This is a genomic window from Enterococcus casseliflavus, assembly GCF_029215545.1.
GTDB lineage: Bacteria > Bacillota > Bacilli > Lactobacillales > Enterococcaceae > Enterococcus_D > Enterococcus_D casseliflavus.
Map to the genome: position 1 here is coordinate 3,185,721 of NZ_CP119393.1, position 23,557 is coordinate 3,209,277.

Annotated in this window: 18 protein-coding genes; 2 read left to right on the forward strand and 16 right to left on the reverse strand. The window is 42.9% G+C overall.

Features of this window, described 5'->3' with window-relative positions; translation table 11 throughout:
* Positions 1 to 94 precede the first annotated feature (94 nt).
* A complete protein-coding gene (locus tag P0G38_RS14985) occupies positions 95 to 1,360 on the forward strand; it encodes a glycoside hydrolase family 27 protein (protein WP_275852706.1) in 1,266 nt (421 codons plus the stop codon).
* A gap of 123 nt (positions 1,361 to 1,483) precedes the next feature.
* Here the strand turns inward: P0G38_RS14985 and P0G38_RS14990 are convergent, their stop codons facing one another.
* The 10 genes from P0G38_RS14990 to P0G38_RS15035 all read right to left on the reverse strand — a co-directional run bounded on the left by P0G38_RS14990 (position 1,484) and on the right by P0G38_RS15035 (position 12,397).
* Positions 1,484 to 3,484 carry a glycoside hydrolase family 31 protein gene (locus P0G38_RS14990; protein WP_275852709.1) on the reverse strand — a complete coding sequence of 667 codons (2,001 nt, stop codon included), beginning with the start codon at positions 3,482 to 3,484 and terminating at the stop codon, positions 1,484 to 1,486.
* Positions 3,485 to 3,517: 33 nt separating this feature from the next.
* Positions 3,518 to 4,444, reverse strand: coding sequence for an AraC family transcriptional regulator (locus tag P0G38_RS14995; RefSeq protein WP_225000900.1), 927 nt, complete (start codon positions 4,442 to 4,444; stop codon positions 3,518 to 3,520).
* A 136-nt stretch (positions 4,445 to 4,580) separates the two neighbouring features.
* Positions 4,581 to 4,847: a DUF6171 family protein gene (locus P0G38_RS15000; protein WP_005227303.1), complete on the reverse strand. Its 267-nt coding sequence runs from the start codon at positions 4,845 to 4,847 to the stop codon at positions 4,581 to 4,583.
* Positions 4,848 to 4,851: 4 nt separating this feature from the next.
* Positions 4,852 to 6,297 carry an alpha-N-arabinofuranosidase gene (locus P0G38_RS15005; RefSeq protein ID WP_010748730.1) on the reverse strand — a complete coding sequence of 482 codons (1,446 nt, stop codon included), beginning with the start codon at positions 6,295 to 6,297 and terminating at the stop codon, positions 4,852 to 4,854.
* A gap of 10 nt (positions 6,298 to 6,307) precedes the next feature.
* Positions 6,308 to 7,930: a glycoside hydrolase family 43 protein gene (locus tag P0G38_RS15010; RefSeq protein WP_275852719.1), complete on the reverse strand. Its 1,623-nt coding sequence runs from the start codon at positions 7,928 to 7,930 to the stop codon at positions 6,308 to 6,310.
* Positions 7,931 to 7,948: 18 nt separating this feature from the next.
* Positions 7,949 to 8,905, reverse strand: coding sequence for a glycoside hydrolase family 43 protein (locus P0G38_RS15015; protein WP_121260156.1), 957 nt, complete (start codon positions 8,903 to 8,905; stop codon positions 7,949 to 7,951).
* Between the two features lie 15 nt (positions 8,906 to 8,920).
* The gene (locus P0G38_RS15020; RefSeq protein WP_010748727.1) at positions 8,921 to 9,337 is read right to left on the reverse strand and encodes a hypothetical protein; all 417 of its coding nucleotides are present in this window, start codon (positions 9,335 to 9,337) and stop codon (positions 8,921 to 8,923) included.
* Positions 9,338 to 9,345: 8 nt separating this feature from the next.
* On the reverse strand, positions 9,346 to 10,197 hold the full coding sequence (locus P0G38_RS15025; protein WP_005227285.1) for a carbohydrate ABC transporter permease: 852 nt from the start codon (positions 10,195 to 10,197) through the stop codon (positions 9,346 to 9,348).
* A 12-nt stretch (positions 10,198 to 10,209) separates the two neighbouring features.
* Positions 10,210 to 11,100 (reverse strand): carbohydrate ABC transporter permease, encoded by an 891-nt coding sequence (locus P0G38_RS15030; protein WP_005227284.1) that lies wholly within the window; start codon positions 11,098 to 11,100, stop codon positions 10,210 to 10,212.
* A 46-nt stretch (positions 11,101 to 11,146) separates the two neighbouring features.
* Positions 11,147 to 12,397: an extracellular solute-binding protein gene (locus P0G38_RS15035; protein ID WP_005227283.1), complete on the reverse strand. Its 1,251-nt coding sequence runs from the start codon at positions 12,395 to 12,397 to the stop codon at positions 11,147 to 11,149.
* Positions 12,398 to 12,712: 315 nt separating this feature from the next.
* Between P0G38_RS15035 and P0G38_RS15040 the strand changes: the two genes are divergently transcribed.
* A complete protein-coding gene (locus P0G38_RS15040; protein ID WP_005227282.1) occupies positions 12,713 to 13,603 on the forward strand; it encodes an ArsR/SmtB family transcription factor in 891 nt (296 codons plus the stop codon).
* A gap of 72 nt (positions 13,604 to 13,675) precedes the next feature.
* Here P0G38_RS15040 and P0G38_RS15045 read toward each other — a convergent pair whose 3' ends face one another.
* The 6 genes from P0G38_RS15045 to P0G38_RS15070 all read right to left on the reverse strand — a co-directional run bounded on the left by P0G38_RS15045 (position 13,676) and on the right by P0G38_RS15070 (position 23,471).
* Positions 13,676 to 15,499 carry an APC family permease gene (locus tag P0G38_RS15045; protein WP_005227281.1) on the reverse strand — a complete coding sequence of 608 codons (1,824 nt, stop codon included), beginning with the start codon at positions 15,497 to 15,499 and terminating at the stop codon, positions 13,676 to 13,678.
* Positions 15,500 to 15,716: 217 nt separating this feature from the next.
* A complete protein-coding gene (locus P0G38_RS15050) occupies positions 15,717 to 18,419 on the reverse strand; it encodes a YhgE/Pip domain-containing protein (protein ID WP_275852735.1) in 2,703 nt (900 codons plus the stop codon).
* A 287-nt stretch (positions 18,420 to 18,706) separates the two neighbouring features.
* On the reverse strand, positions 18,707 to 19,381 hold the full coding sequence (locus P0G38_RS15055; protein WP_074934395.1) for an HAD family hydrolase: 675 nt from the start codon (positions 19,379 to 19,381) through the stop codon (positions 18,707 to 18,709).
* A 46-nt stretch (positions 19,382 to 19,427) separates the two neighbouring features.
* Positions 19,428 to 20,228, reverse strand: coding sequence for a pyrroline-5-carboxylate reductase (gene proC, locus P0G38_RS15060; protein WP_010748724.1), 801 nt, complete (start codon positions 20,226 to 20,228; stop codon positions 19,428 to 19,430).
* Positions 20,229 to 20,289: 61 nt separating this feature from the next.
* On the reverse strand, positions 20,290 to 20,991 hold the full coding sequence (locus P0G38_RS15065; protein ID WP_005232219.1) for a GntR family transcriptional regulator: 702 nt from the start codon (positions 20,989 to 20,991) through the stop codon (positions 20,290 to 20,292).
* Between the two features lie 41 nt (positions 20,992 to 21,032).
* On the reverse strand, positions 21,033 to 23,471 hold the full coding sequence (locus P0G38_RS15070; RefSeq protein ID WP_005231469.1) for an FtsK/SpoIIIE family DNA translocase: 2,439 nt from the start codon (positions 23,469 to 23,471) through the stop codon (positions 21,033 to 21,035).
* Positions 23,472 to 23,557: the final 86 nt, after the last annotated feature.

Consider the following 23,557-nt stretch of genomic DNA (forward strand, 5'->3'; position numbering starts at 1 on the left):
CGATTTCTTTCTTTTTTATTTCTAGTAGACAAAACTTTCCCTCTCTTTTTTATTGCTTACTATACTATAAGAAAAACGTACTAGGAGGAAATCAATGTCTTTTTTACATTTTGCACAAACACCCCCAATGGGATGGAATTCTTGGGACTGCTATGGCGCTTCTGTAACCGAAGCAGAAGTGATCGCCCATGCAGATTTTATGGCAGAGCATTTGAAAGCTTATGGTTGGGAGTACGTCGTCGTGGATATTCAATGGAGCGAACCAGAAGCAAAGTCTACAAGGTACAATGATTTTTATCCGTTGTGTATGGACGACTATTCTCGCTTGATTCCTGCTGAGAACCGTTTCCCTTCAGCAAAAGATGGCGCTGGTTTCAAAAAACTTGGTGACTATCTGCATCAAAAAGGGCTGAAGTTTGGTATCCATATCATGCGCGGCATTCCACGACAAGCAGTTCATCAAAATACGCCGATCAAAGGAACAGATAAACGGGCACGGGACATTGCTATGAATTCAATCTGCCCTTGGAATTCCGATATGTATGGGGTCGATGTTTCATTGCCTGAAGGACAGCTTTATTATGATTCTTTGCTCGAATTATATGCTTCTTGGGGTGTTGACTTTATAAAGGTGGATGATATCGGCGATTCGAAAATTTACGGTGATGCCCATAAAGCAGAAATCAAAGCGATTCGCCGTGCGATCGATCGATCGGGTCGAGAGATCGTCCTTTCTTTGTCTCCCGGACCAGCTGCCCTCAAAAATGGTAGTTTCTTTCAAAATCATGCCAATATGTGGCGCTTGACGGATGACTTTTGGGATCATTGGGACGCCCTTTACGCCATGTTTGACCGAGCAGCAGAGTGGGCACCTTTCGTCCGTCCAGGTAACTGGCCTGACTGTGATATGCTGCCGTTGGGTCATATCGGCATTCGGGCAGTTGATGGTGGCGGTGGTGATAGTTGGACACGTTTTACGGAAGACGAGCAATACTTATTGATGAGTTTATGGACGATCTTCCAATCTCCATTGATGTTCGGTGGTACTTTACCAGACATCGATCCCTTTACGTTACGTTTATTGACGAATATTGAAGTCTTAGAAATGTATCGAAGAATCCATACGAAAAAAGAGTTCTATCGTGATCAAGAGTGGATCATTTGGGAGGCGTTGAGCGACACAGCCGTCTACTATGCCATTTTCAATGTTTCTGATCAAACGCAAACCATCCCAAAATCGATCGCTGCTTTACTACCAATTAAAAGCGGCACTGAGTTATGGCAACAAAAAGAACAAACAATTGCCGATGCTGAGGTTCCTACTCATGGTGTCTTGTTACTCAAAAGCCCATTACAATAGTCCTCTCAATGAAAGCAACACAATGTGCCGAGCACATTGTGTTGCTTTTCTATTCATATGGTTCTTACCCTCTCAACAAGGTACCTACTAGTCTTACAAACAACTCACCGTAACCATTTCCAGTTACACTTCATGAATCAAGTAACTCTGTTTTCCCTCTCGTAAAAAGATTGGTAAGGAATCAATTTGTGCCTGTGCGACAATCCATTGTCCACCTTCATAGATAGTTCCATCTCGAGCATCGGTCCATTTTGCTCCTGTTGGCAAATATACCTCACGATCAGTAGCATGCGCTACAACGATGGGCGCTACTAGAATATCAGAACCATAGAGATACTGTGTTGTCAGTTCCCATGCCTGGTGATCCTCTGGAAATTCATAAAAAGTTGGGCGAATGACTGGCGTTCCTTTTTCATGAGCTGCGCGCATCAATTCACGCGAGTAGTCCCGCATCAATTCACGAATTCCAATAAATTTTTTCATAATCTCATAGTTCTTTTCCCCAAACGCCCATATTTCGTTAGCTGCTCCGGTTTGCTCTGTTTCTTCACCATCTGCCTTGAAGATTTTTTTATGGGGAGTACGTGAACCATGCAATCGCATGACTGGACAAAAAGTCCCATATTGAAACCAGCGGATCAATAAATCTTGAAAATCTAGACTTGTCACAGAACCACCATGAAATCCGCCGATGTCACTTGTCCACCACGGGATGCCTGCTAACCCCATTTGCATGCCAGCAACGATTTGGTTGCGAAAGTCTTGGTAAGTCGAATGAATATCGCCGGACCAAACCAATGCCCCATATCGTTGGCTGCCCGCCCAAGCACAACGAACCAATTTGATTGAATGTTCTTTTTGTGAGGAGGCTTCTCCCTCATCAAAACCACGAACATACTCACGGGGGTAAATATTGCCTTTTTGCAGCACACTCCCTACATAATAACGATAGGAATCATAGTCATACGTACCAAATTCTGGTTCAGCCTCATCCAACCAAAACAAGCGAATGCCGTTATTGACATAATTTTTTGATACTTTCTCCCAGACATAGTTTCGAGCTTTAGGATTTGTTGGATCATAAAAAATGTTATTCCCATGAAACAACATCTGTACATCAATGCCGCGATCCGTTTTGACTAATAAGCCTTTTTCTTTCATCTCTTGAAAATTCTCACTACGCGTGTCGATTTGGGGCCAGATCGATACCATTAGCTCGATTCCATATTTATCTCGTACTTCTTCTGCCATCGCCTTGGGATCTGGAAAGAAATTTTCATCAAAGCGAAAATCACCACAGCGCGGCCAATGATAATAATCGATCACTAGTACATCAACGGGAATGTTCCGCTCTTTGTGTTCCCTAGCGATCGCCACTACTTCCGCTTGTGTCGCATAGCGAAGTTTACATTGCCAAAATCCTAGACCATATTCGGGCATCATAGGTGCCCGTCCTGTCACTTGGCTAAATTGTTCTTCGATTTGAGCTGGTGTCTCTCCAGCAGTGATCCAGTAATCCAATTGCTTCGTACTTTCGGCACGCCATTCGGTCGTATTTTTACCAAAAGAGACCGAACCGATTGCTGGATTTTGCCAAAAAAAGCCGTATCCTTTGTTTGATAAATAAAAGGGGATCGAAGCTTGTGAATTTCGATGCGCTAATTCTAAATTACACCCTTTTAGATCAAAAATATCCTGTTGATATTGCCCCATACCATAGATTTTCTCCTCATGATTGGCTTCGAAAGTAGCTTTTAGTTGAAAATCTCCTCCAATAATCGACTTGAAAAACCGCGCCTTTTTCAAGAGCGCACCGCCAGATGCTGCTTCTTTCAAAATCACTTCGCCTTTTTGATTGTAAAAAGTGATCTTGCCATAGTTGTTCCAGCCTGACTCTTTGGTGACTATTGCGTGGATTTTTCCATTACCGATAGATCCTACATCCCCCTCAATCGCAACCTCGGCCTTAGAATCTTGTGTTAATAATGCACAGCAGGATAAATCTAGTTCACCAGACGGTGCACTCACCACCCGCAAACTGTTCGTGCCCCAAGCAATAATGCGCACGACTTCATTTCCATTTTGAAATTCGAGGTAATTCTCACCTATTGAAAAAAACGACATTTTTGAACCCTCCTTTTTTTCAGTATAGCTGGATTACAGAGGGCTATCCTTCGATTTTATGGCGTGTTCTATCGTAATCATGTCATTTTTCCGATATTGTGTAGGGGTCTCACCAAACATCTTTTTGAAGCACACAGAAAAATGATTACTATTACAAAAACCGACAGCTTGAGCGATCGCCACCATGGTCAAATCAGTCTCTCGCAACAATTCTGCCGATCGGATCAAGCGATAATGATTTAGATAAGCCATTGGGGAAGTTCGAAATGATTGTTTAAAAAATCGTGTAAATTGCTCTTTACTTAAGGAAACAGAATCGGCCAAATCTTGTAATTGGATCATTTCATGATAATTACTATGAATATAAGATAAAACCATTTTTTCCCGTTTTTCTTGGAGGCGCTCGCTTGATTTTTTTGCTGGCTGGTCGGTCCCAACTTCTAATAGATATGACAAGAGTTGGATAACAATCCCTTTCAGACGTAATTCACGATAGGACGATTTCCCCATAAAGCATTGATCAAATAGTTGAAACAAGGTGAGACTTTGTTGACTTTTATCTGGAAAATCCACATAAGAAGTAACACCTTCTTGTCTCAAAAAAGGATCGATTTGTTGACTTTGAATTCTATCTGATTGTCGACTCGTGATTAATTGTTCAGAAAAAACGATACACGAAAAACGGCAGCTTTGTTGTGCGATTCGATAGGCAGTGTGTAAAGTGTTGGGAGGAATCAGTACGATCGTATTTGCCTTAATCTTGCGTGAGACTCCATTAACGACTAATTCTAGCTGTCCTTGATGGACACATAAAATTTCGATTTCTTTATGCCAATGTGGCACAAAAAAGAATTCTCGCCAAACACTCACTAAATTAGGATAATATGCTAATGGGAAATCTTCTGTGCCATGGTTCGCAGCTTCATAATAAGCAAGCGCTGCAGGTTGATTTATTTTCATTGAATCACTCGCTCACTTTCCACTTTGTTAACAGTGTTTTTCGTTTTATCATAGCGTATCTACAACGATTATGTAAGCGTAATCAAAAAATAGTTTATCTGTTGATCCTTTTGACCAATTGAAACAAACAGGACAGCTACTTGACGAGCTGTCCTGTTTGTTCCCACATTCCTGCAGGACAGTTTTTCTTAGCTAAATTTGCGCGAAACCGATAAAAGCAGCCGCATTTGGTACAGGTATGATTCAATCGCAATGGACAAGTCTCACAAACAGCGATTCTCCTACTGACGATCTCCGGCGAAGCCAAGTCGCTTTCTAAAGAAAGTTGTTCTGCAATCAAGGATTCAATGTCTTCCTGTGCTGCTGCAGCAGCATCTTTCACTTCGCATCCTTTACAAGTCATGGGATCAGACTGTCAATGAGATCGTTAGAACACTCATTGCTGGCACCCGCAAGCTGACTTTGTTCTCTTCAACATCGTAAGCGGTGAAGTCTTGGATCACCACATCTTCAGGATGATCAAAATCATTGTGTGCGTTCATTTTGTCCCCCACGATATAACGAGCTTCTTTCACTTCATTGATCGCTGTTTCCAGGGAGAAGGTTAATTCTTCCGTGCCTTGGGTAGCAAAATTACAAACCGATAGATGGATCGTATCCTCTTTTTTCGAAATCGTATACGTAATGGTATCGCTGCTAGTTCCATGGCTATCAATGGTTTCAGCATCTTGATGGACTTTGTACAAATCAAAGACATGATAGCTTGGGGTTTTCACCATTTGTTCGCCATCTGTCAAAATCATCGCTTGCAGGACGTTGACGGTTTGTGCGATATTTGCCATATGCACTCGCTTGGCATGTTTATGGAAAATATTCAAGGTGATCGCTGCGACCATGGCATCACGAATCGTATTTTGTTGGTATAAGAAGCCTGGATTCGTCCCAGGTTCTGCTGAGAACCAAGTGCCCCATTCATCAACAATGATTCCCACACGCTGTTCTGGGTCATACTGGTCCATGATCGCGCTGTGGCGGGTCAATAATTCATCCATGTAAGCTGCTTTTTCACAGGTCACTTGCCACTCTGCCTCATCAAATTCCAAGGCGCTACCTTTTTCTTCCCAGCCCTGCGGATGAACGTAGTAGTGCAAGCTTAGGCCGTCCATCAACCAATGGGCGTTTTTCATCAGCGTTTCTGTCCAATGATAGTCTGCGACATTCGCTCCGCCAGCAACTTTGTAGATTTTTTTGTCACCGTATTGGCGGACATAGGTTTGATAGCGACGATACAGATCCGCATAGTACTCTGGCCGCATATTGCCGCCGCAGCCCCAGTTTTCGTTTCCTACGCCAAAGAATTTCATTTCCCACGCATCTTCATGGCCATTTTCTCTGCGAAGATCAGCCATCGGAGAAATGCCATCCATCGTGATGTATTCCACCCATTCCGACATTTCTTGCACCGTTCCGCTGCCGACATTGCCGTTGACATACGCGTCACATTCCAGCTGCTTGATCAATTCAAAAAATTCATGGGTCCCGAAATGATTGTTTTCAGTCACGCCGCCCCAGTGAGTGTTGACCATCGTTTTGCGGTTTTCTTTAGGACCAATCCCGTCTTTCCAATGGTATTCATCGGCGAAGCAGCCGCCTGGCCAACGCAGCACAGGGATTTGAATGTTTTTCAGTGCTTCAACCACATCGATCCGCATCCCATTTTTATTTGGGATCTGCGAATCTTCTCCAACGTATAATCCTTCATAGATACAACGGCCTAGATGCTCTGCAAAATGACCGTAGATATATTTGCTAATCGTTGTTCCTGATTTTGTGTTTTGAATATTAATCGTCATTGTTATACTCCTATTCTTTGATTCCCCAAATGGACTCATTATTATCGCCAATCGTTGAGAACGTTAATTTTTGCTGCTTAAACTCTGTTATTTCCTGAGTTAATAAAATTCCTTTGAAGGTCGCTTCTTCAAAAGTCAATGCCAAGTATCCCGCATCGTACGTCCAAGTTCCGGTCAGGTCACCAGTAACGCTTCCATCTTTTTGAAGCTCGATCGTCTGCGTTTTTAGCATGGTCGTTCCATTGTCGGTACCATGGTTAATGATTTCATAGCGCCCGATAATGTCATCTTCTGTCAAAGCATCCGCTACTTGTTCATTGCCTCGATACTCGTAGGGTGCTGGAACTGGCCAGCCTTCCTCATTCATATACATTCTGTTGACCCGCACTTCATGGGCTTCGGTTCCATTGTTAAAGCGCGTATGGTACACCAAGGACCACTGACCATTCTCATCGATGATCGCCGAATTGTGTCCCGCTGCTCGATACCCCATTTGTTGAAACGAGAATTGGTAGTTGCCAATCAATTTGATGCCGTAGTTTGAATTTTGGTCCCCTTGTTCTAAGATTGGGCTATTTCCTTGGGCATCAAGGTAAGGTCCTTCTGGTTTTTCAGCGCGAAACAGTCGCATATTGTAACCACCTTTTGCTGCTAAACCACCGTAAGTGACGAATAGGTAATAATAATCGGTTTCCTCATCATATACAATATAGGGACCTTCTCCTGATTGATGATAGCCGCCAAAAAGCTTGATCCCGAAATAGCGATCAATGATACGCCCATCTTCCGTCGTGCTATCTTCCCCAGGATACATTGGTTTTCCAGTGGCTGGATCAACTTCCAATAAAAAGATACCGCCAGACCAAGAACCATAGGTCATCCATAGTTTCCCTTCTTCATCATAAAACAACGCTGGATCAATGGCGTTTGGCGCATAATCGGTGTTATACGTCAGACCATCTTCGATCGCCCAGTTTTCACTGAACCCACTGATTTTCCCCTCTTTGATCAATTTGGCCAAATGGGTATTTTGATAGTTGGTATTGCGTTCACTACCATCTGTCGAATCTTTTTCTGTAAAGCCAGAATAGATCACGGTATCCGCATAGCTATAGGGTCCTTCGATCGTTTTAGCTACGGCCAATCCAATCGCTGAACGCCGCCAAGTAGAACTAGCTGAGTAGTAGAGCATGTAGGCTCCTTTGTCTCCATTTGACCATTCATAATCAGCATTCCAAATGACATCTGGTGCCCAAAGGCTGTAACCACCTTGTGAATCGGCATCATCATAGCCTGCCCATTCAAAAGTCTCAGCTAGATTTTCTTTTGTGTTACCATAGATCATATTGTCTTCCATTGATTCATATTCGTGAGTGAAAGGCACTTCCCAAGTTTGTAAATCTTCTGTTTTCGCTTGGGCGAGATGCGAACCAAATACGTAAAACAGCTCTTGGTCACCAACATGAATAGAAGTAATCGATGGGTCATGAATCGACACTCGATTTTTTGTCGTTGTTTCCCACTCCTTTTGTGAAAGTTGCTCAGCAGCATCTCCTGTTTGACAGCCAGCAAGAAATAAACTAGTAAAAAAAACGGACATGGTTAAACAGAGCATTTTTCTTTTTGTATTCATTTTTTCCCTCTCTTTTATCTATCCTTTGACTACACCGGGTTCGCCAAAATCAGGTAATCCATTTTTTTTCCAAGTAAACGGTTGGACATACGCATGTCGATTGGGATTTTCTAAAGGATTACTGTAATCATTTTTTTCTGGTCTTGCATGATACACTAAGATCTCTTGTTCCCCCTCCTCATCGACTGTAAAGGAGTTATGTCCTGGTCCGTATAGGGAATTTTGTTCAGAACTTGAAAAGACTGGTTCCTTCAACTTATGCCAAGAATACCCATTCAATAAATCACTATCCTCATCTGCCCACAACAGTCCCATCGCGTAGTTTTCATCCGTCGCACTGGCTGAATAAGTAATGATCACTTTTCCATTTCTAATCAAAGCAGCTGGTGCCTCGTTCACTTTGAAGCCAATTTTTTCCCATTCATAATAAGGAATGCTCAGCAGAATCTGCTTTCCTTTCAATGTCCAAGGATTTTCCATCTCTGATAAATAAAGATTGGAATTGCCTGGAATGTTTGGATCTGCTTGTGCCCAGACATAATACAATCGGTTCCTGTGTTCAAATACCGTAGCATCTAAACTGAAACTCTCAAATTGCGTCTTGATCTGTCCTTTTTCTACCCACTCGCCTGCAAAGGGATCTTCATTCGCATTTTCGATCGCAAACATCCGATGATGATGCTGATCATTTCTGACTTCTCCATGATCTGCAGCAGCAAAATAGATGTACCATTTTCCTTGAATAAAATGAATCTCTGGTGCCCAAATCAGTTCACTCATGGGGCCTTCGGCATGAGCCGTCCAGATGACTTTTACTTCACCGTCAGCCAGTCCTTTCAAGGTTTTTGCGCGTCTTAATTCGATTTCCTGATACCCTGGTTTTGATCCAGTGAAGTAATAATATCCATCGGTATGCTTGTATATCCATGGGTCTGCTCGTTCTAATACAATCGGTTCCAAATAATTTTCTGCCATAAATTCTACACCTTCTTAAATAATTCCGTTTTCCGTTTTTAGTATTTTTATTGCTTTGTTTTTAGACATATACATCGTCGTAGCTAGTAAATAGAGGACAACACCGATCACATCATAGATGATCAAATGGATGATGACACAGGCGATCATCCAACGTATCGTTCCTTTGTTTATTTGTTTGTCTCGCATATTCTTCGCGTTGATCCAACTGATAACGCCCATCAAAATTGTCGCTAACGCAACGATCATAACTACCTTCGATATCATTCCTACCAGACTTGACTGCAAGTATTCATACTGATTTTGATTTTGAAATGCTGCGATCCCTTGTTCTTCAAACCAAGGATAATACCCAAACATCGTTACAAGACCAATACAGACATCCCAGACCGCACTGGCACGTAGTAAATTTCTTTCCAATTTTCGATTCATGATCTTCACTATCCTTTTATTCCTGCATTTAAGTTCATAGATTCAATGAAGTATTTTTGAGCAAATAGAAACAGCATGACGGTGGGAATGATCGCAATCAATGCCGAGCCCATCAATTGACCAATCATTCGGTAGTTGCCATAAATGTCTTGTAGTAATAGCAAACCGGCTGTGATCGGCATTTTACTAACATCCGTATACACGATCACTGGCCACAAGAAATCATTCCATGAACCTGTGAAAGAAAAGAGGCCTGCAACGATCAACACAGGTTTGATCAAAGGAACGATGATCTCTGCAAAAATTGTAAATTCATCTGCACCATCCATTCGTGCTGACTCGTCAAATTCAAGCGGGATACCTTTCATAAACTGACGCACAAGAAAGATATTTCCCATCCCTGCTAAGCCTGGAATGATCATGGCAAGAGAAGAGTTGACCCAGCCGAAGGTTTCAATGATTTTGTAAGACGGAATCAAATTCACTACACCGGGAAACATCGAGATCCCCATCAAAAGATAAAAGATACGATCACGGTATTTAAACCGCATTCTGCCATAGCCATAAGCGGTCACTGAAACAACGATCACAACTAAAACAGTGTGCGTGACTGCGATAAACATTGAATTCCATAACCACTGCATTATTGGTGCAGTAGACGTATTAGTCAAAATCGCTACATAGTTATCTAATATCCAGTTTACGGGTAATAAACGAAACCCAGTGGAGACGATTTCGGTTTGAGAACGAAAAGAAGTGGCGAAGCTAAAAATCAATGGAATAACCCAGATGATACATAAAACGATCAGAAACAAATATGCGATGACCATACTAGGTATATGTTTCTTTTGTGTATTCATTTTTTTGCCCCCTTAAGTATTGCTTCTATCTAAAAGAAAATATTGAAATACGGACACACACATAATGATCAATCCTAAGATGACTGCCATTGCCGAAGCCATTCCTGCAATTGATTCTCCTTGACTAAAAGCCAGTGAGCGGATATACATCATCAATACAGTCGTGCTTTGGTTTGGACCTCCACCTGTCATCATCAAAGGCTGTGCAAAGACATTAAATGCTCCAGCAGTTGTCATCACGATCGTATATAATAGTGGAAAGCGAATAGATGGCAAGGTCACATTCAAGAATTTTTGGAATGCTCCCGCTCCGTCGATCTCTGCCGCTTCATAAAGGTCTTCATTGACACCTGCTAAAGCTGAGCGATAAATGATCATGTTACCACCGATCGCTCCCCAAATGCTGACAACAAAAATTAAGATCCAAGCATAGGGTTGTCGCGAAGCCCAAGAGAAATCGAACCCAAAAATATTATTGACGGCACCTAATCGAGAGTGGAAAATCAATGACCAAATCAAAGAACCTGCTGAAACAGAGATAAGACCTGGAATATATAGAATTGCTTGAAAAAGTCCTTTCAGCTTCACTTTTTTATGTTGCAATGCAGCTGCAATCATCAGTGGAATGATGATTTGTAACGGCACCATGATCAAAACGAAAATAAAGGTATTTTTCAAACCATTCCAAAATTGGGTATAGAACGTCGAGGAACTATCAAACAATAATGTTTTATAGTTGTTAAAACCGACCCAGACTGGATCAGAGATCAAATTCCATTGCGTAAATGAAGCATAAATACCATAGATCGTTGGAATACATACAAAAATAATAAAGAGTACCATGTGTGGTCCAATGAATGCGATCGATGCCCAGTTAATGCTCTTTTTTTTCATTCCTTTCATTCCCTTCTAAAAATTGGAAAAGGGGATAGAATTATCCCCCCTTCACTTATCTAGCTACTTCTGCAATCTTATCTTCGACATATTGTTGCATCGTTTCTAATCCTTCATCCATATCTAATTCACCGTAAGCGATATCTGTACTATAAACATCTAATGCTTCTAAGACATAAGAGAAATAAACGTAGTCAAAGATGTAAAGTGTTTCTTCTTCCTCTGGTGTAGAAGTAAAGAATGATTGTGGGTATTGTTGGTAATCATCACTTTCTAAAATATCTTTACTTGCAACGATTTGACCGGCTTTTGCCCATTCGATCGAGTTTGTACGAACGAATTCTAAAAATTGTGCGATTACTTCTTCTTTTTCTTCTGTTCTGCTTTCACTCTTCAACATGCCAAACATATGAGAAGCTGCTCGGTTGGTTGCGATGTCATCTGAAGTCGAATAAATATTTGTTACGCCCCAATTCAAGCCCTCAACCGCATCATGAGCGGTAGAAGTCCAAGTACCATCCGTTGATAAGAGTACGTTTCCGCCTTGGAACATCAAATACCCATCTTCTCCATAAGGTGTCATCAGGCCCGCATCTGTTAACGCTTTAATTCTTTCTAACGCTTCTTTCATTTCTGGCGTATTCACCGTCGGGTTCCCAGCATCGTCAGAAATCGCGCCGCCTAAGTTACGGATTTGCGCTAAGATAACCCAAGAAAGTAACGCATTATTTACGACATAATCGCCTTCTTCCATCTGCCCTGCTAATGACATCATTTCATCAAACGTCACGATGTTATCGTCTAACCAAGAAGTGACATTGTATTTTTCTAAAAGATCTTGATTGTAATACATGGCACTGGCATGGATATCTAATGGGATCGTATATTGAGTATCGCCGATTTTCCCTGCATTCCACGCCGTATCTAAATAATTGCTTTCTTCTAACTCAGGTTGATAAGAAACCAGACGATCAACCGGATCAATAATATCGGAATTGACAAATTCCTCTACTTTATAAGAATGCATCAAAGTCAAATCTGGAATCCCACTTTTAGAACTTACAACCGTACTTAATTTAGTGTACATATCAGACGTGATCACATGATTGATTGTATAATCGGAACCTGATTGTTCATTGAATTCATTTACGATCTGATCCATATAAGCGCCATCATCACCAGTAAGGGGTGACCAAAAATTAATCGTGTATTTTTCTTTTTCCGCTGCCTGATAACGATTAAAACCAATAAGGGCAACTGCAACGACTGCAACTAAAGCACCAATAATAATAAGTTTCTTCTTCATGTTTTTCCCTCTTTCATAGAAATTGAATTTTGGTCTTTGAAGCCGAACACGCCTATCCTCCTTCTCTTATTTGCTATCCCAGCATTTATAATTGCATTATTCATTTCTAGCGTTTGCAAACACTTTCAATTTACAAATAAATCATAACTTGATTTGTAATCGCTGTCAACAATATTTTGATTAATTTATTTAGGATAATATCTATATTAATTAATAAATATATTAATAACTAGCGAAATAAACAACGCTATTTACACAAATTAGCAAATATGTTAACATTCAAGTAAATCAAACAGTTTAAGCGGAGGTGACACGATGCAATTAGAAATCAATCAAGAAGCATTGCCTGTCTATGAGGCACTTGCCAGTAACGTGCGAATCAAAATCATTCAATTGCTGGCTAAAAACAAGATGAATGTCAAAGAGTTGGCACAAGAGCTAGGCTTAAGCAGCGCTATCATTACGATGCACATCAAAAAATTAGAAGAAGCCAAAATCATCAAAACAGAGCGTGTGGGACAAAAAAAGATTTCCAGTTTGAGAGTGGACCATATCGATATCAACTTTCCTGAGAAAATCTTTAATGCCTTTGATACGAAAGAAACGGCGATACCGATCGGTCATTATACAAATTATTCGGTAGAACCAACGTGCGGGCTTGCTACTTCAGCTGATTTTGTGGGAATGGTGGATGAACCGAAGTTTTTCATGGATCCCCGACGAATGGATGCCCGCATCTTGTGGTTTACGAAAGGATTTGTTGAATACCAATCGCCAAACTTCTTAGCAAGAGAAGAAAAACTTGAAATGATGGAGATTTCAATGGAAGTTTCGTCTGAATTTCCTTTTTCCAATAACAACTGGCCGTCAGACATCACCTTCAGCTTAAATGGTGTGGAGCTTGGTACATGGACTAGCCCAGGGGATTTTGCAGATATTCGCGGCAAGTATACACCGGATTGGTATCCAGACAATCTCAATCAGTACGGGTTATTGAAGACGATCCGCATCATGGATCACGGAACCTACATGGAAGGTGTTCCTCTTTCCGACATTACGATCAAGGATATACCTGCCTACGAAGATACGTGGCACTTAAAAGTGGAAGTCAAAGAAGATGCCGAGCATGTCGGCGGTTGTACCCTCTTTGGCAAGGGGTTTGGGAATTACGATCAGGATATCAAACTGAAAATGTTTTATAGCTAAAAAAAAACGCTAGTCTTAGCGGCTGACCCAAACATTTCTTTTGGGAATCAGGTCGCTAAACTAGCGTTTTTGTTATTTCTTCAAATGGTAACTGTACGTACTTACAATGATGTTCTCACGCCAAGAGAGTCTGAAACGCAAGCGCAGGCTTGTTTGGTTGTGCAAAATATTTTGCCAGCGACGTCTTGGGACAAACTGTGGAATGATGACGGTCGTTGTGTAATTGTGTTTGGCTGCATTGCGGCTGACTAGATCCACATAACGCAAGATGGGATTTTCAATCGAACGATACGAAGAATGAACGACGGAGAAACGCACGTCTGGAAATTTTTGCTTAAATTCTTGTTCGATCTCTTTTTCTTTCTTCACATCTTCATCCAACGAGACGTGCATCGCCACGACATAATCACCAATCGATTGGGCATAGTTCAATGCGCCGATATTTACTCGGGTAACATTTCCGACGAGAACGATCACGGTATTTCCTTCATAGACATGCAGTGCTTCTTGTTTTTCCAATCGCAGCTGTTCTGCGACTTTTTTATAATGATCATGGATCTTGTAAAAGATATACAAGAGGATCGGCATGATAATGAAAAATGGCCAAATATCGCCTAAGCGATACACGAACAAGATGGCAATGATCGCAAAAGAAATCAAAGCCCCAATGATGTTGGCGATCGATTTAAAGAACCAGCCTTTGCCTTCTTTTTTCCATTTGACGACCATTCCGCTTTGGGATAGTGCAAAAGGAATGAATACCCCGATGGAATACAACGGAATCAAACGCTCGGTCGATCCTTGGAAGATAAACAATAGGACGATGGAACCAGCAGCTAAGGTGATGATCCCGTTTGAGTAGCCGAGACGATCCCCACGGTCTTGATACATGTGTGGCATATATTTGTCTTTGGCTAAGTTATACGCCAACACGGGGAAGGCGGAAAATCCAGTATTTGCGGCAACTGCTAAAATCAGCGCTGTGGCAAATTGCAAAACGTAGTACATAAACCCATGACCAAAAACAGCAGAGCCGATTTGAGATAGGACGGTCACTTCTGCTTCTGGTACGATACCGTACCAATAGTTGATAAAAGTGATACCGACGAAGAAGAACCCTAAGATCGCAGCCATGATTGTCAAGGTCGCAGCTGCATTTTTCGCCCGTGGTTTTTTGAAAAACGGCACAGCATTACTGATCGCTTCGACCCCCGTCAAAGAAGAGGAACCTGATGAGAAAGCCCGTAAAATCAAGGCCACGGATACCCCAGGTACGACAGCTCCCGGTAGTGCGGTTGCATTTAACGGTTGCGCACCCGTTACGATATTGTACAAACCGACCACGATCAAGACTGTGATCACTGCGATAAAGGTGTAGACAGGAATCATCAAGAAGCTAGCTGATTCTCGCAGCCCTCGCAGATTCATCATCATGATCAAGAGTACGATCACGACAGAAATGGCCACTTGATGGCCGAACAACGCTGGCACAGCAGAAGTGATGGCTTCTGCCCCTGCTGAGACGGATACTGCTACTGTCAGCATATAATCGATCAACAGTGAGCCGCCGGCAATCAGGCCCGCATTTTTCCCTAAATTTTCACTACTTACTACATACGCCCCACCACCGTGAGGGTATGCATGAATGATCTGACGGTAAGACAAGGTCAATGAAATCAAAAGAATAATAACAAAAGCAGCGATCGGTAATGAATACCAGATAGCAGCAGCGGAAAGTGCCACTAATACGACAACGATCTGCTCTGTCCCATAAGCAATCGAAGACAAAGCATCAGAAGATAGCAACGCAAGGGCCGCCGTCCGGCTCAGTTTTTGTTCATCATTCTCTGCGGATTTCAATGGACGTCCGACCAACAAACGTTTCAAATACTCCACTTTTTCTACACTCCTTTTCATGAAAAAATCCTTCGTTAAACTTGTAACGATATCCTCACAAATATTGAATTATCAAGACTGTATGCTACTCTTGTAACCGCGAAAAGTCAATGAAAATCAGATGAAAAAACGGCCCTTTTTCCCTCTTTTGATTATTAGAAATTTCACGTGATGGCACAAAAGCAGAAAGAACAAATGCTCTTTCTGCTTTTCGATGTTAGTGGAAGAAATGACTTTCTTTGGAAATGTCGCTTAATTTCTTCGTAGAGTTGACTAGATAAGGATACGCGTAAGTACCGACGATCCCAAAGACCAGGAACAAAATCGTTAAAATAACCAATTGTGGCACGGCATTTGGCCAATAGATCCCGCCAGCTGATTCTCTTAACAGATTGACTGCATGGGTAAATGGCAGCAGCGGATTAATGAATTGGAAGAACTTCCCAGAAACTTGGATCGGGTAGTTTCCTCCCCCACCTGAGATGGAGAGAACCAAAATGATGATGGCGATCCCTTTCCCGAGGTTGCCGAACAGTCCTGCCAGTACGTAAACGATCATCATAAAGGCGAGTCCGACGAGTAATGCGAAGAAGACACTGTACACTGGATTGTGGACATCAACGCCTAATAAAAACATATTTCCTAGGGTCACGATCAAACTTTGGGCGACTGCCATCGTCAAGAACGTCAGCATTCGTGCCACAAAGGTTTCACGTTGGGTAAAGCGTTTTTTGTCTTTCTTCTCTAAATGATACTCCGTTGTAGCGACACTTGACAACAATAATGCCCCTACCCACAAACACAATGCGGTATAAAACGGTGTGCTAGCTGAACCATTGTTGGCGATTGGATAGATTTCATTGCTTTTTAATTCCACTGGTTGTTTGAAGAAGTCGGCTTCATCGGTGGCATCAAGTTTCAATAATTTGATGACTTCCCCAAGATCGACTTCATTTTCTCCTGCTCGGATCGCATCAGCGGCTTTGTGGATGCCTGCTTTGATGCTCGGCCAATCGTTATTGATCAAATCGACAGCCGCATCCAAGGCTTTTTCAACTTCTGGCAGTTTTTCATCCACCATTGCCATCGTAGAGCTGATTTCTGATTTGATGGTTGGCCAATCGTTTTGCAAGAAGTTTACGGCCAACCCTAATTTTTCTTCGACGACTGGCAATTCGTTGTTGTACAGGTCGGCTCCTTTGTTGATGGCATTGACGATTTCATCCATGTGACCATTCAGCATCGTATTGGCATCGTGCAATTCTTGCTTGATGGCAGGCAATTCTTTTTGGTATTTTTCCAAAATCGTCACGGCATTGCTGACCACTGATTTGGTGGAAGACAGCAACGAGTCAAAATCGATCTCTTGGGCTTTTTTCAAGACATCTTCGGCGGTGGTGATGGTTTCGATTAGTTTGGTTAGAATGTCGTTGATGGTTTTAGTGATAGATGGTACATCAATACCCTTCAATAAACTTTCTATCCCATTTGCTGCTTTAGTTATGTTAGCTAGATATTCCTTCAATCCAGCGACATTACCTTCTTGAACAGCTTTTTTTGCACCATCTAATAGTTGGGATACATTCGTCAAACGCTCTTTAGCGTCAGTTAACTGCCCAATCACGCCTTGAATTTGTGCATTTTCAACTGAGCCTTCAATATTTCCTAAAAATGTAATTAAGGCATCTAGCATACTTTGTTGTTGCTGAATATTTTGTTGCAATCCATCAATCGTTTTTATAATTGATTCCCGATCTTTTTCTAATTGTTCTTCATTGATGAACTTGTTTAATTCTTCGGACCATTTAGCTGTTGTCGAAGCAACTTGTTTAGCTGATTCAATCGTCACTTGCGCACTGCTAGAGATACTTGGCAAGGCATCTTTGAACTGTTGCGCCCCATCTTTGGTCGCGGTGGCGAAGCTGGCGGCTTGGTCGCCTAGTTGTTCGATCTGTGGTAACGCGGCTTGAACTTGTTCAATGACTTGCAGTCCTTGCTTGGCGGTGTCGATGCCATCCGTCATAGTGCTGGCTATGTCATCGAAATCATCGTCGATCATCTTCAATTGTTTGCCAGCATTTTGGATCTCTGGGATCTTTTCTTGCAAGGTCAAAATGATGCTGGCTTCTTTCTTCAATGCAGGCAGCTTATCGTTTAAGCCGATCAGTTTTTCCCCCATGGCATCCACTTGCGGGATATAATCGGTAAATTCTTCGGCTTTTGCGATCTTTTCTTTGATTTCTGGAAACTTATCGTGCAAGGTGACGATCTCTTTCGTATAGCCATCGATCGTAGCCAAATTGTCATCGGTATCTAAGATCATGGATTTGACTTTGTTGATGCTGACTAAGTTGGAATCAATGTCATAGCCGATTTCATTGAAGACTTTTATCAACGTAGAGCTGGCGGTTTCAATAAAGTTCTGTGAGATCTCTTCTTGAAGGCTGCTAGCTCCTTTCTCGGTGATTTTTGGTGCGATGGCGTTGATTTTTTGGTTGCTATAATACTCAATGGTCGGTTTTTCGATTTTCCCGCTGGTAAAGCTGATCAGATCATCTGAAAAATCAGCTGGCAGATAAATACCCGCGTAATATTTTCCTGATTTGACCCCTTCTACCAAGTCCTCTTTTGAATCCAAGAAACGCCAGCCTAACTGTTTGTTATCATGGAGGGTGTCGATGACTTCATCACCGATATCGATGTGCTTGTCTTGAAATTCTGCCCCTTTATCCGCACTGTAAACGGCGATCGGCAATTCACTGGTGTTGCCGTATGGGTCCCAGAGGGCTTTGATATTGAACCACGCATAAAGCGAGGGTAAAATCATTAAGGCAATGATCAAAAATGCAGAGATTGGATTGCTGAAAATTCGTTTCCAGTCCAGTTTATATAAATAGAAAACATTCTTTAGTTTATTCATTTTTTCTTCCCCCACTAGTTCTTCGTCGAAGGATAATTTACCATGTTTTTCCCCCGCCGCCAACGGCTAGGATCGACCAAGAAAAGTCCTTTTGACAAATGGACGTTTTTGTCAAAATGAAACCCCTTTACTTTTTGTTTTTTTTCGCTTATTGTTAAACTTTCTTTAACTTTACCATGATGGCGAAAAACACACCACTCATATCCTTTGTTCTGTTTTTTTACAGGCCTTTCCTATACAAAAAAAGCTTCCTTTTTCTGCAACGAAAAAGGAAGCTTTTTTAGGCATTATTTCAGTTGATCCTTTGCCAATAACTCATACACATATTTCAATGAGGTAGCTTCGCCATATAATTGAAGATCTGCTTTTTCCTCTGGGGAATAGACTTGATCAAAGCTTTGATCGGGAATCAGCACGACATCGATGCCCGCACGCGTCGCGGCTGTTGCTCCCACAAGAGAATCTTCCATGACTAAAGCTTTTTCTGCTGCGACTTGCGCTTTTTCTAAAGTCAGCAAGTACGGTGCTGGATCAGGCTTATGGGCGGAGACATCATCGCCAAAGGTCTGATAGTCAAAGGCCTGCAACAAATCGAAATGCGTCAACAATTCAGAGGCTCTTTTTTTCATCGTCGAGGTGGCTAATGCCGTTTGGAAGCCTTTCTCACGAGCCAAGGCGATGGTTTCTTTCGCATAAGGTTTGGTTTTGAAGGTGCCATCGGTTATTTGCTGGGCAATATAGACTTCCCGTTCTGCTCGTAATTCCTGCACCCGCTGCTGACCGCCTACGAGGTCGGCTAATTTAGTGGCAGTCTGTTGCCAGCTTTGACCACGCCAACCAAAAATATCAGCGGCTGTAATCGGAAGCTCATACTTTTTAAATAGCGCCAACCACCCATCAAAATAGACTCTTTCAGTATCGACTAACAATCCATCAAAATCAAAAATCAAAAGTTCTTTCATAAACGCTCCTTCGTTTTGCTAAGATTTTTTCCTCATTCACTGGGGATCAAGACATCTCCCGACTTTTGTCAGCAGCTGCTTGCACTGCTTTGATGACAGCCGCCCGAAAGCCATTTTCCTCTAAGGTTTTGACTGCTTGGATCGTTGTGCCCCCTGGCGAGCTGACACGATCCTTTAAGACACCTGGGTGTTCCTTCGTCTCTAGTACCATCTTCGCTGCGCCTAATACCGCTTGAGCAGCAAATTCATACGCCATCGGACGCGGCATTCCTTCTGCTACTGCTCCATCTGCCAAAGCTTCGATGAACAAATACGTGTAGGCTGGTGAAGAACCGCTGACACCAATGACTGCATCGATCATGCTTTCTGGTACTTGCTCGGCTTTGCCCAGGCTTTCAAAAAGCTGTTTGACTTCGTTGGCTTCGGCTTCCGTCACTTGACCGTTGGGACTGATAGAAGACATCCCTTCCCCCACCAGTGCAGGGGTATTTGGCATGACCCGCACGATTTTGTGCGCACCGATGATTTCTTCCATTTGCGCGATCGTCACGCCCGCGGCAATAGATACTAGCAAATGCTCCTTGGTCAAGCCGTCTTTTAAATCAGCAAGCAAGCGGGGAAAGACAAAAGGTTTAACTGCTAAGACGAGGATCTCCGCTTTTTCGGTGACATCTGCTAGCTTAGTTGTCCCAGTGATCCCAGTTTCTTTTTCTAATTGTGCCAAAGTCGGCTCGTAGCGATGGTTATAAACCAGGATCTCTGCTGGTTCATACAGGTTTGCTGCAATCAAGCCGTTGATGATAGCTTTTGCCATGTTACCGGCTCCTAAAAAGGCGATTTTTCTCATAGTTTTCACGCTCCACTTCTGATTTTGGTACCACTTTTTGCTAAAAAAGCCTAATCAATGACTAGGCTTCAAACTCGATCATATACGGATGCAAGGCGGTGTTATAGATCCCTTCTGTATATTCTACCACTTCTCCTTGTAGATCATACGAATAACGGGTTCGTTTCAAGGCAGCGACCTCTGGCGTGATCATAAACTTCTGTTGCTCTTCGGTCAAGGTCGTTGCCACGAACGCATCTTGAAAGCGATCGATGATCATTCGATGTTCATCCAATAGGCGATACAATGATTTTTCTTCAAAGACCTCGATGGAGGTACCCTTTAGCTGCTTTGGCAAATGGTACTCATAGTAAATAAAGGGTTGGTGGTCAAAATAATACATACGACGTAAACGCATGACTTCTTTGCCCATCAAAGAATACGCGGGGTGCTCAGGCGCAAGTTCGACTAATTCATAGCTGAGGTTTTTCTTCGTGTATTCCTTGCCAGTCTTTTCAAGCAATTGGCTAAACGTCGTGCCTTTTGACAGCTTGTTATAAGGGCGATTGCTTAAAACCGTCGTCCCACGTCCGCTGCGTTTTTCCACATACTCATCTGCCGCTAACAATTCGATGGCTTTGCGGACAGTGATCTTGCTGACATTGAAGGTGGCTTCCAATTCTGTTTCCGTCGGTAAAAATGAACCAATCGGGTAGCGACCCGACATGATGTCTTCTTTGAGCTTATCGGCAACATCACGGTAAAGAATGTGTTTGCGTTTCATTGCTATCTCGCCTTTCTCTCATTGGATTGGTCTTGTTCTCCCTATTCATCAAAGGTAGGAATGTCTTCTGGTTGCGGCTCGATCAAGACTTTCCGCGGCTTGCTGCCTTCAGAAGGGCCAACAACACCTTGATCTTCTAATTCATCCACTAACCGAGCCGCTCGGTTATAGCCGATGCGAAAACGTCGCTGCAAGAGAGAAACGCTGGCGGTCTGCATTTCCACCACAAGGGCTTTGGCATCTTCGAATAGCTCATCTTGCGGTTGTCCGCTGCTGCCGGTACTCGTTTCTTCCTCAGTGACCATCATTTTTTCTTCATAATTGGCTTCTTGCTGATCGGTCACGAATTCAACCACTCGTTCGACTTCTTGGTCGGAGATAAAGGCCCCTTGGACCCGAATCGGTTTGTTCTCACCCATCGGCAGATACAGCATGTCGCCGCGTCCTAGCAGTTTTTCGGCTCCGTTCCCATCAATGATGGTCCGCGAATCGACACCGCTGGAAACCGCAAAGGCCATCCGTGATGGAACATTGGCTTTGATGATCCCTGTAATGACATCCACACTTGGTCGTTGCGTTGCTAGGATCATATGGATACCTGCTGCCCGTGCCATTTGCGCCAAACGAATGATGGCATCTTCGACTTCGTTGCTGGCAACCATCATCAAGTCCGCTAACTCATCGACGATCACTACAATGAATGGCAAGATCGGACGATTTTCGCCGTCTTCTAAATTCTTATTGATCACTAAATCGTTGTAGCCAGTAATGTTTCGGACCCCAGTTGCCGCAAATTTTTCGTAGCGCTCTTCCATTTCCTTGACAACTTTTTGCAACGCTTGCGCCGCTTTGCGGGGATTGGTCACGACAGGTGTCAAGAGATGGGGAATCCCATTATAAACATTTAATTCAACCATTTTCGGGTCGATCATCATCAGTTTGACTTCATGGGGTTTTGCCCGCATCAAAATACTGGTGATGATGCCGTTGATGGCTACGGACTTCCCGCTCCCGGTCGATCCGGCAATCAAGAGATGGGGCATTTTCGTTAAGTCTGCCGTTTGGACACGGCCAGAAATATCGCGTCCTAAAGGTACTTCTAATAGTTTATCTGGATGATCCGGTTGGGCTTCGATCACTTCTCGGAATGAAACCATGCTAACTGCACTGTTTGGAACTTCGATCCCAATCAATGATTTCCCTGGGATCGGCGCTTCCATCCGCACATCTTTGGCAGCTAAGGCCAAGGCGATATCGTCGGTCAACCCGACGATTTTGCTGACTTTGACCCCTACTGCTGGTTGAACTTCGAATTTGGTTACTGCTGGTCCTAAGCTGGCTTTGACGACTTTTGCGTCAACACCGAAGCTTTGGAAGGTGGTTTCTAACACACCGATATTTTGTTCGATCTTTTTGTACTCGCTGCTTTGATCCGTTGAAGGGATCGAATCGAGTAATTGCGCTGAAGGCAATTCATAATCACGATTTTCAGCTTCTTCGGAAATCTCAAATTCCAACACTTCACCATCATCATCAAGGATCTCTCCGTCTTCATTGACCTTTTTGCTTGGTCCCGGTTTGTTTCCTGCTGGATGTGGTGCTTGAGCGGCCTCTGGTCCCGCCGCTTGCGGCAATTCCTGGAAGTGGTCGATGGGTACAAAGCTCAGCTGCTCTGGTTCAAAATCAGCTGGCGCTTGCATCTGTTGTTCTTTTGCTGATTTTTCGTCTTCTGTCATTGGTCGGACTTGATTCTTTTCTTTGATCTCCGCCATGACTGCTGCTCGTTCGGCTTCTTTTTTTGCTTCTTTCGCAGCTTGTTTCTCTGCTGCTCGTTCCGCTTTGCGGGCTTCTCGTTCGGCTTGCTTTTCTGGAGAGCCTTCTAACAACCGCTGCAGCTTGTCACCAGCTGCTTGCAGGTGCTCGACTAACTCGTGGCTGCTCATTTGGCTGAACAAGAACGCCCCAATCATCATGAGTAAAACAGCGATGATGTAGCTGCCGATCTGGGAAACAAGAAAATAGGTCGCCCCATAGAGCATGGCGCCAATCATTCCGCCCCCGACATTTTGGGTCACTTGGCTGCGCCGAATATCGCCTAACAGCGTCATCCACGTCGTTTGGAAGATATTGGCTTGTTCTCCCACCACATTACTAAAGATTTGCGCATGGAGGATGATCAGTAAACCAAAATACACCAATACACAGCCAATCACTCGCCGAATACTCTTAAAGCGAGCATCGGTCGTTTTGATCGCTAACCAGACACCATAAGCGGCTAGGGCAACACTCAAAAATTGGTACGTGTTTCCGCCAACGATCCGAAACCCGTTGGCAATCAAGGTTCCTAAAAAACCTAAATGGAAAAAGCCAAATATCGAAAACAAGACAAAGAGCAGGCCGACGCCGACCAGCATTAATTTCTCTTGCTGTTTTTGTTGTTTTTTTGTTTTGCGTTTCTTTGCGCGTTTTTTTTGCGCCATTTCTATCCCTCTTTTCATCTTTCCCTATTATAACGAAAAAAGAAGGCGAACAAAAGTTTTCCTGTGAGAAATTTTGGTTAGCTGTT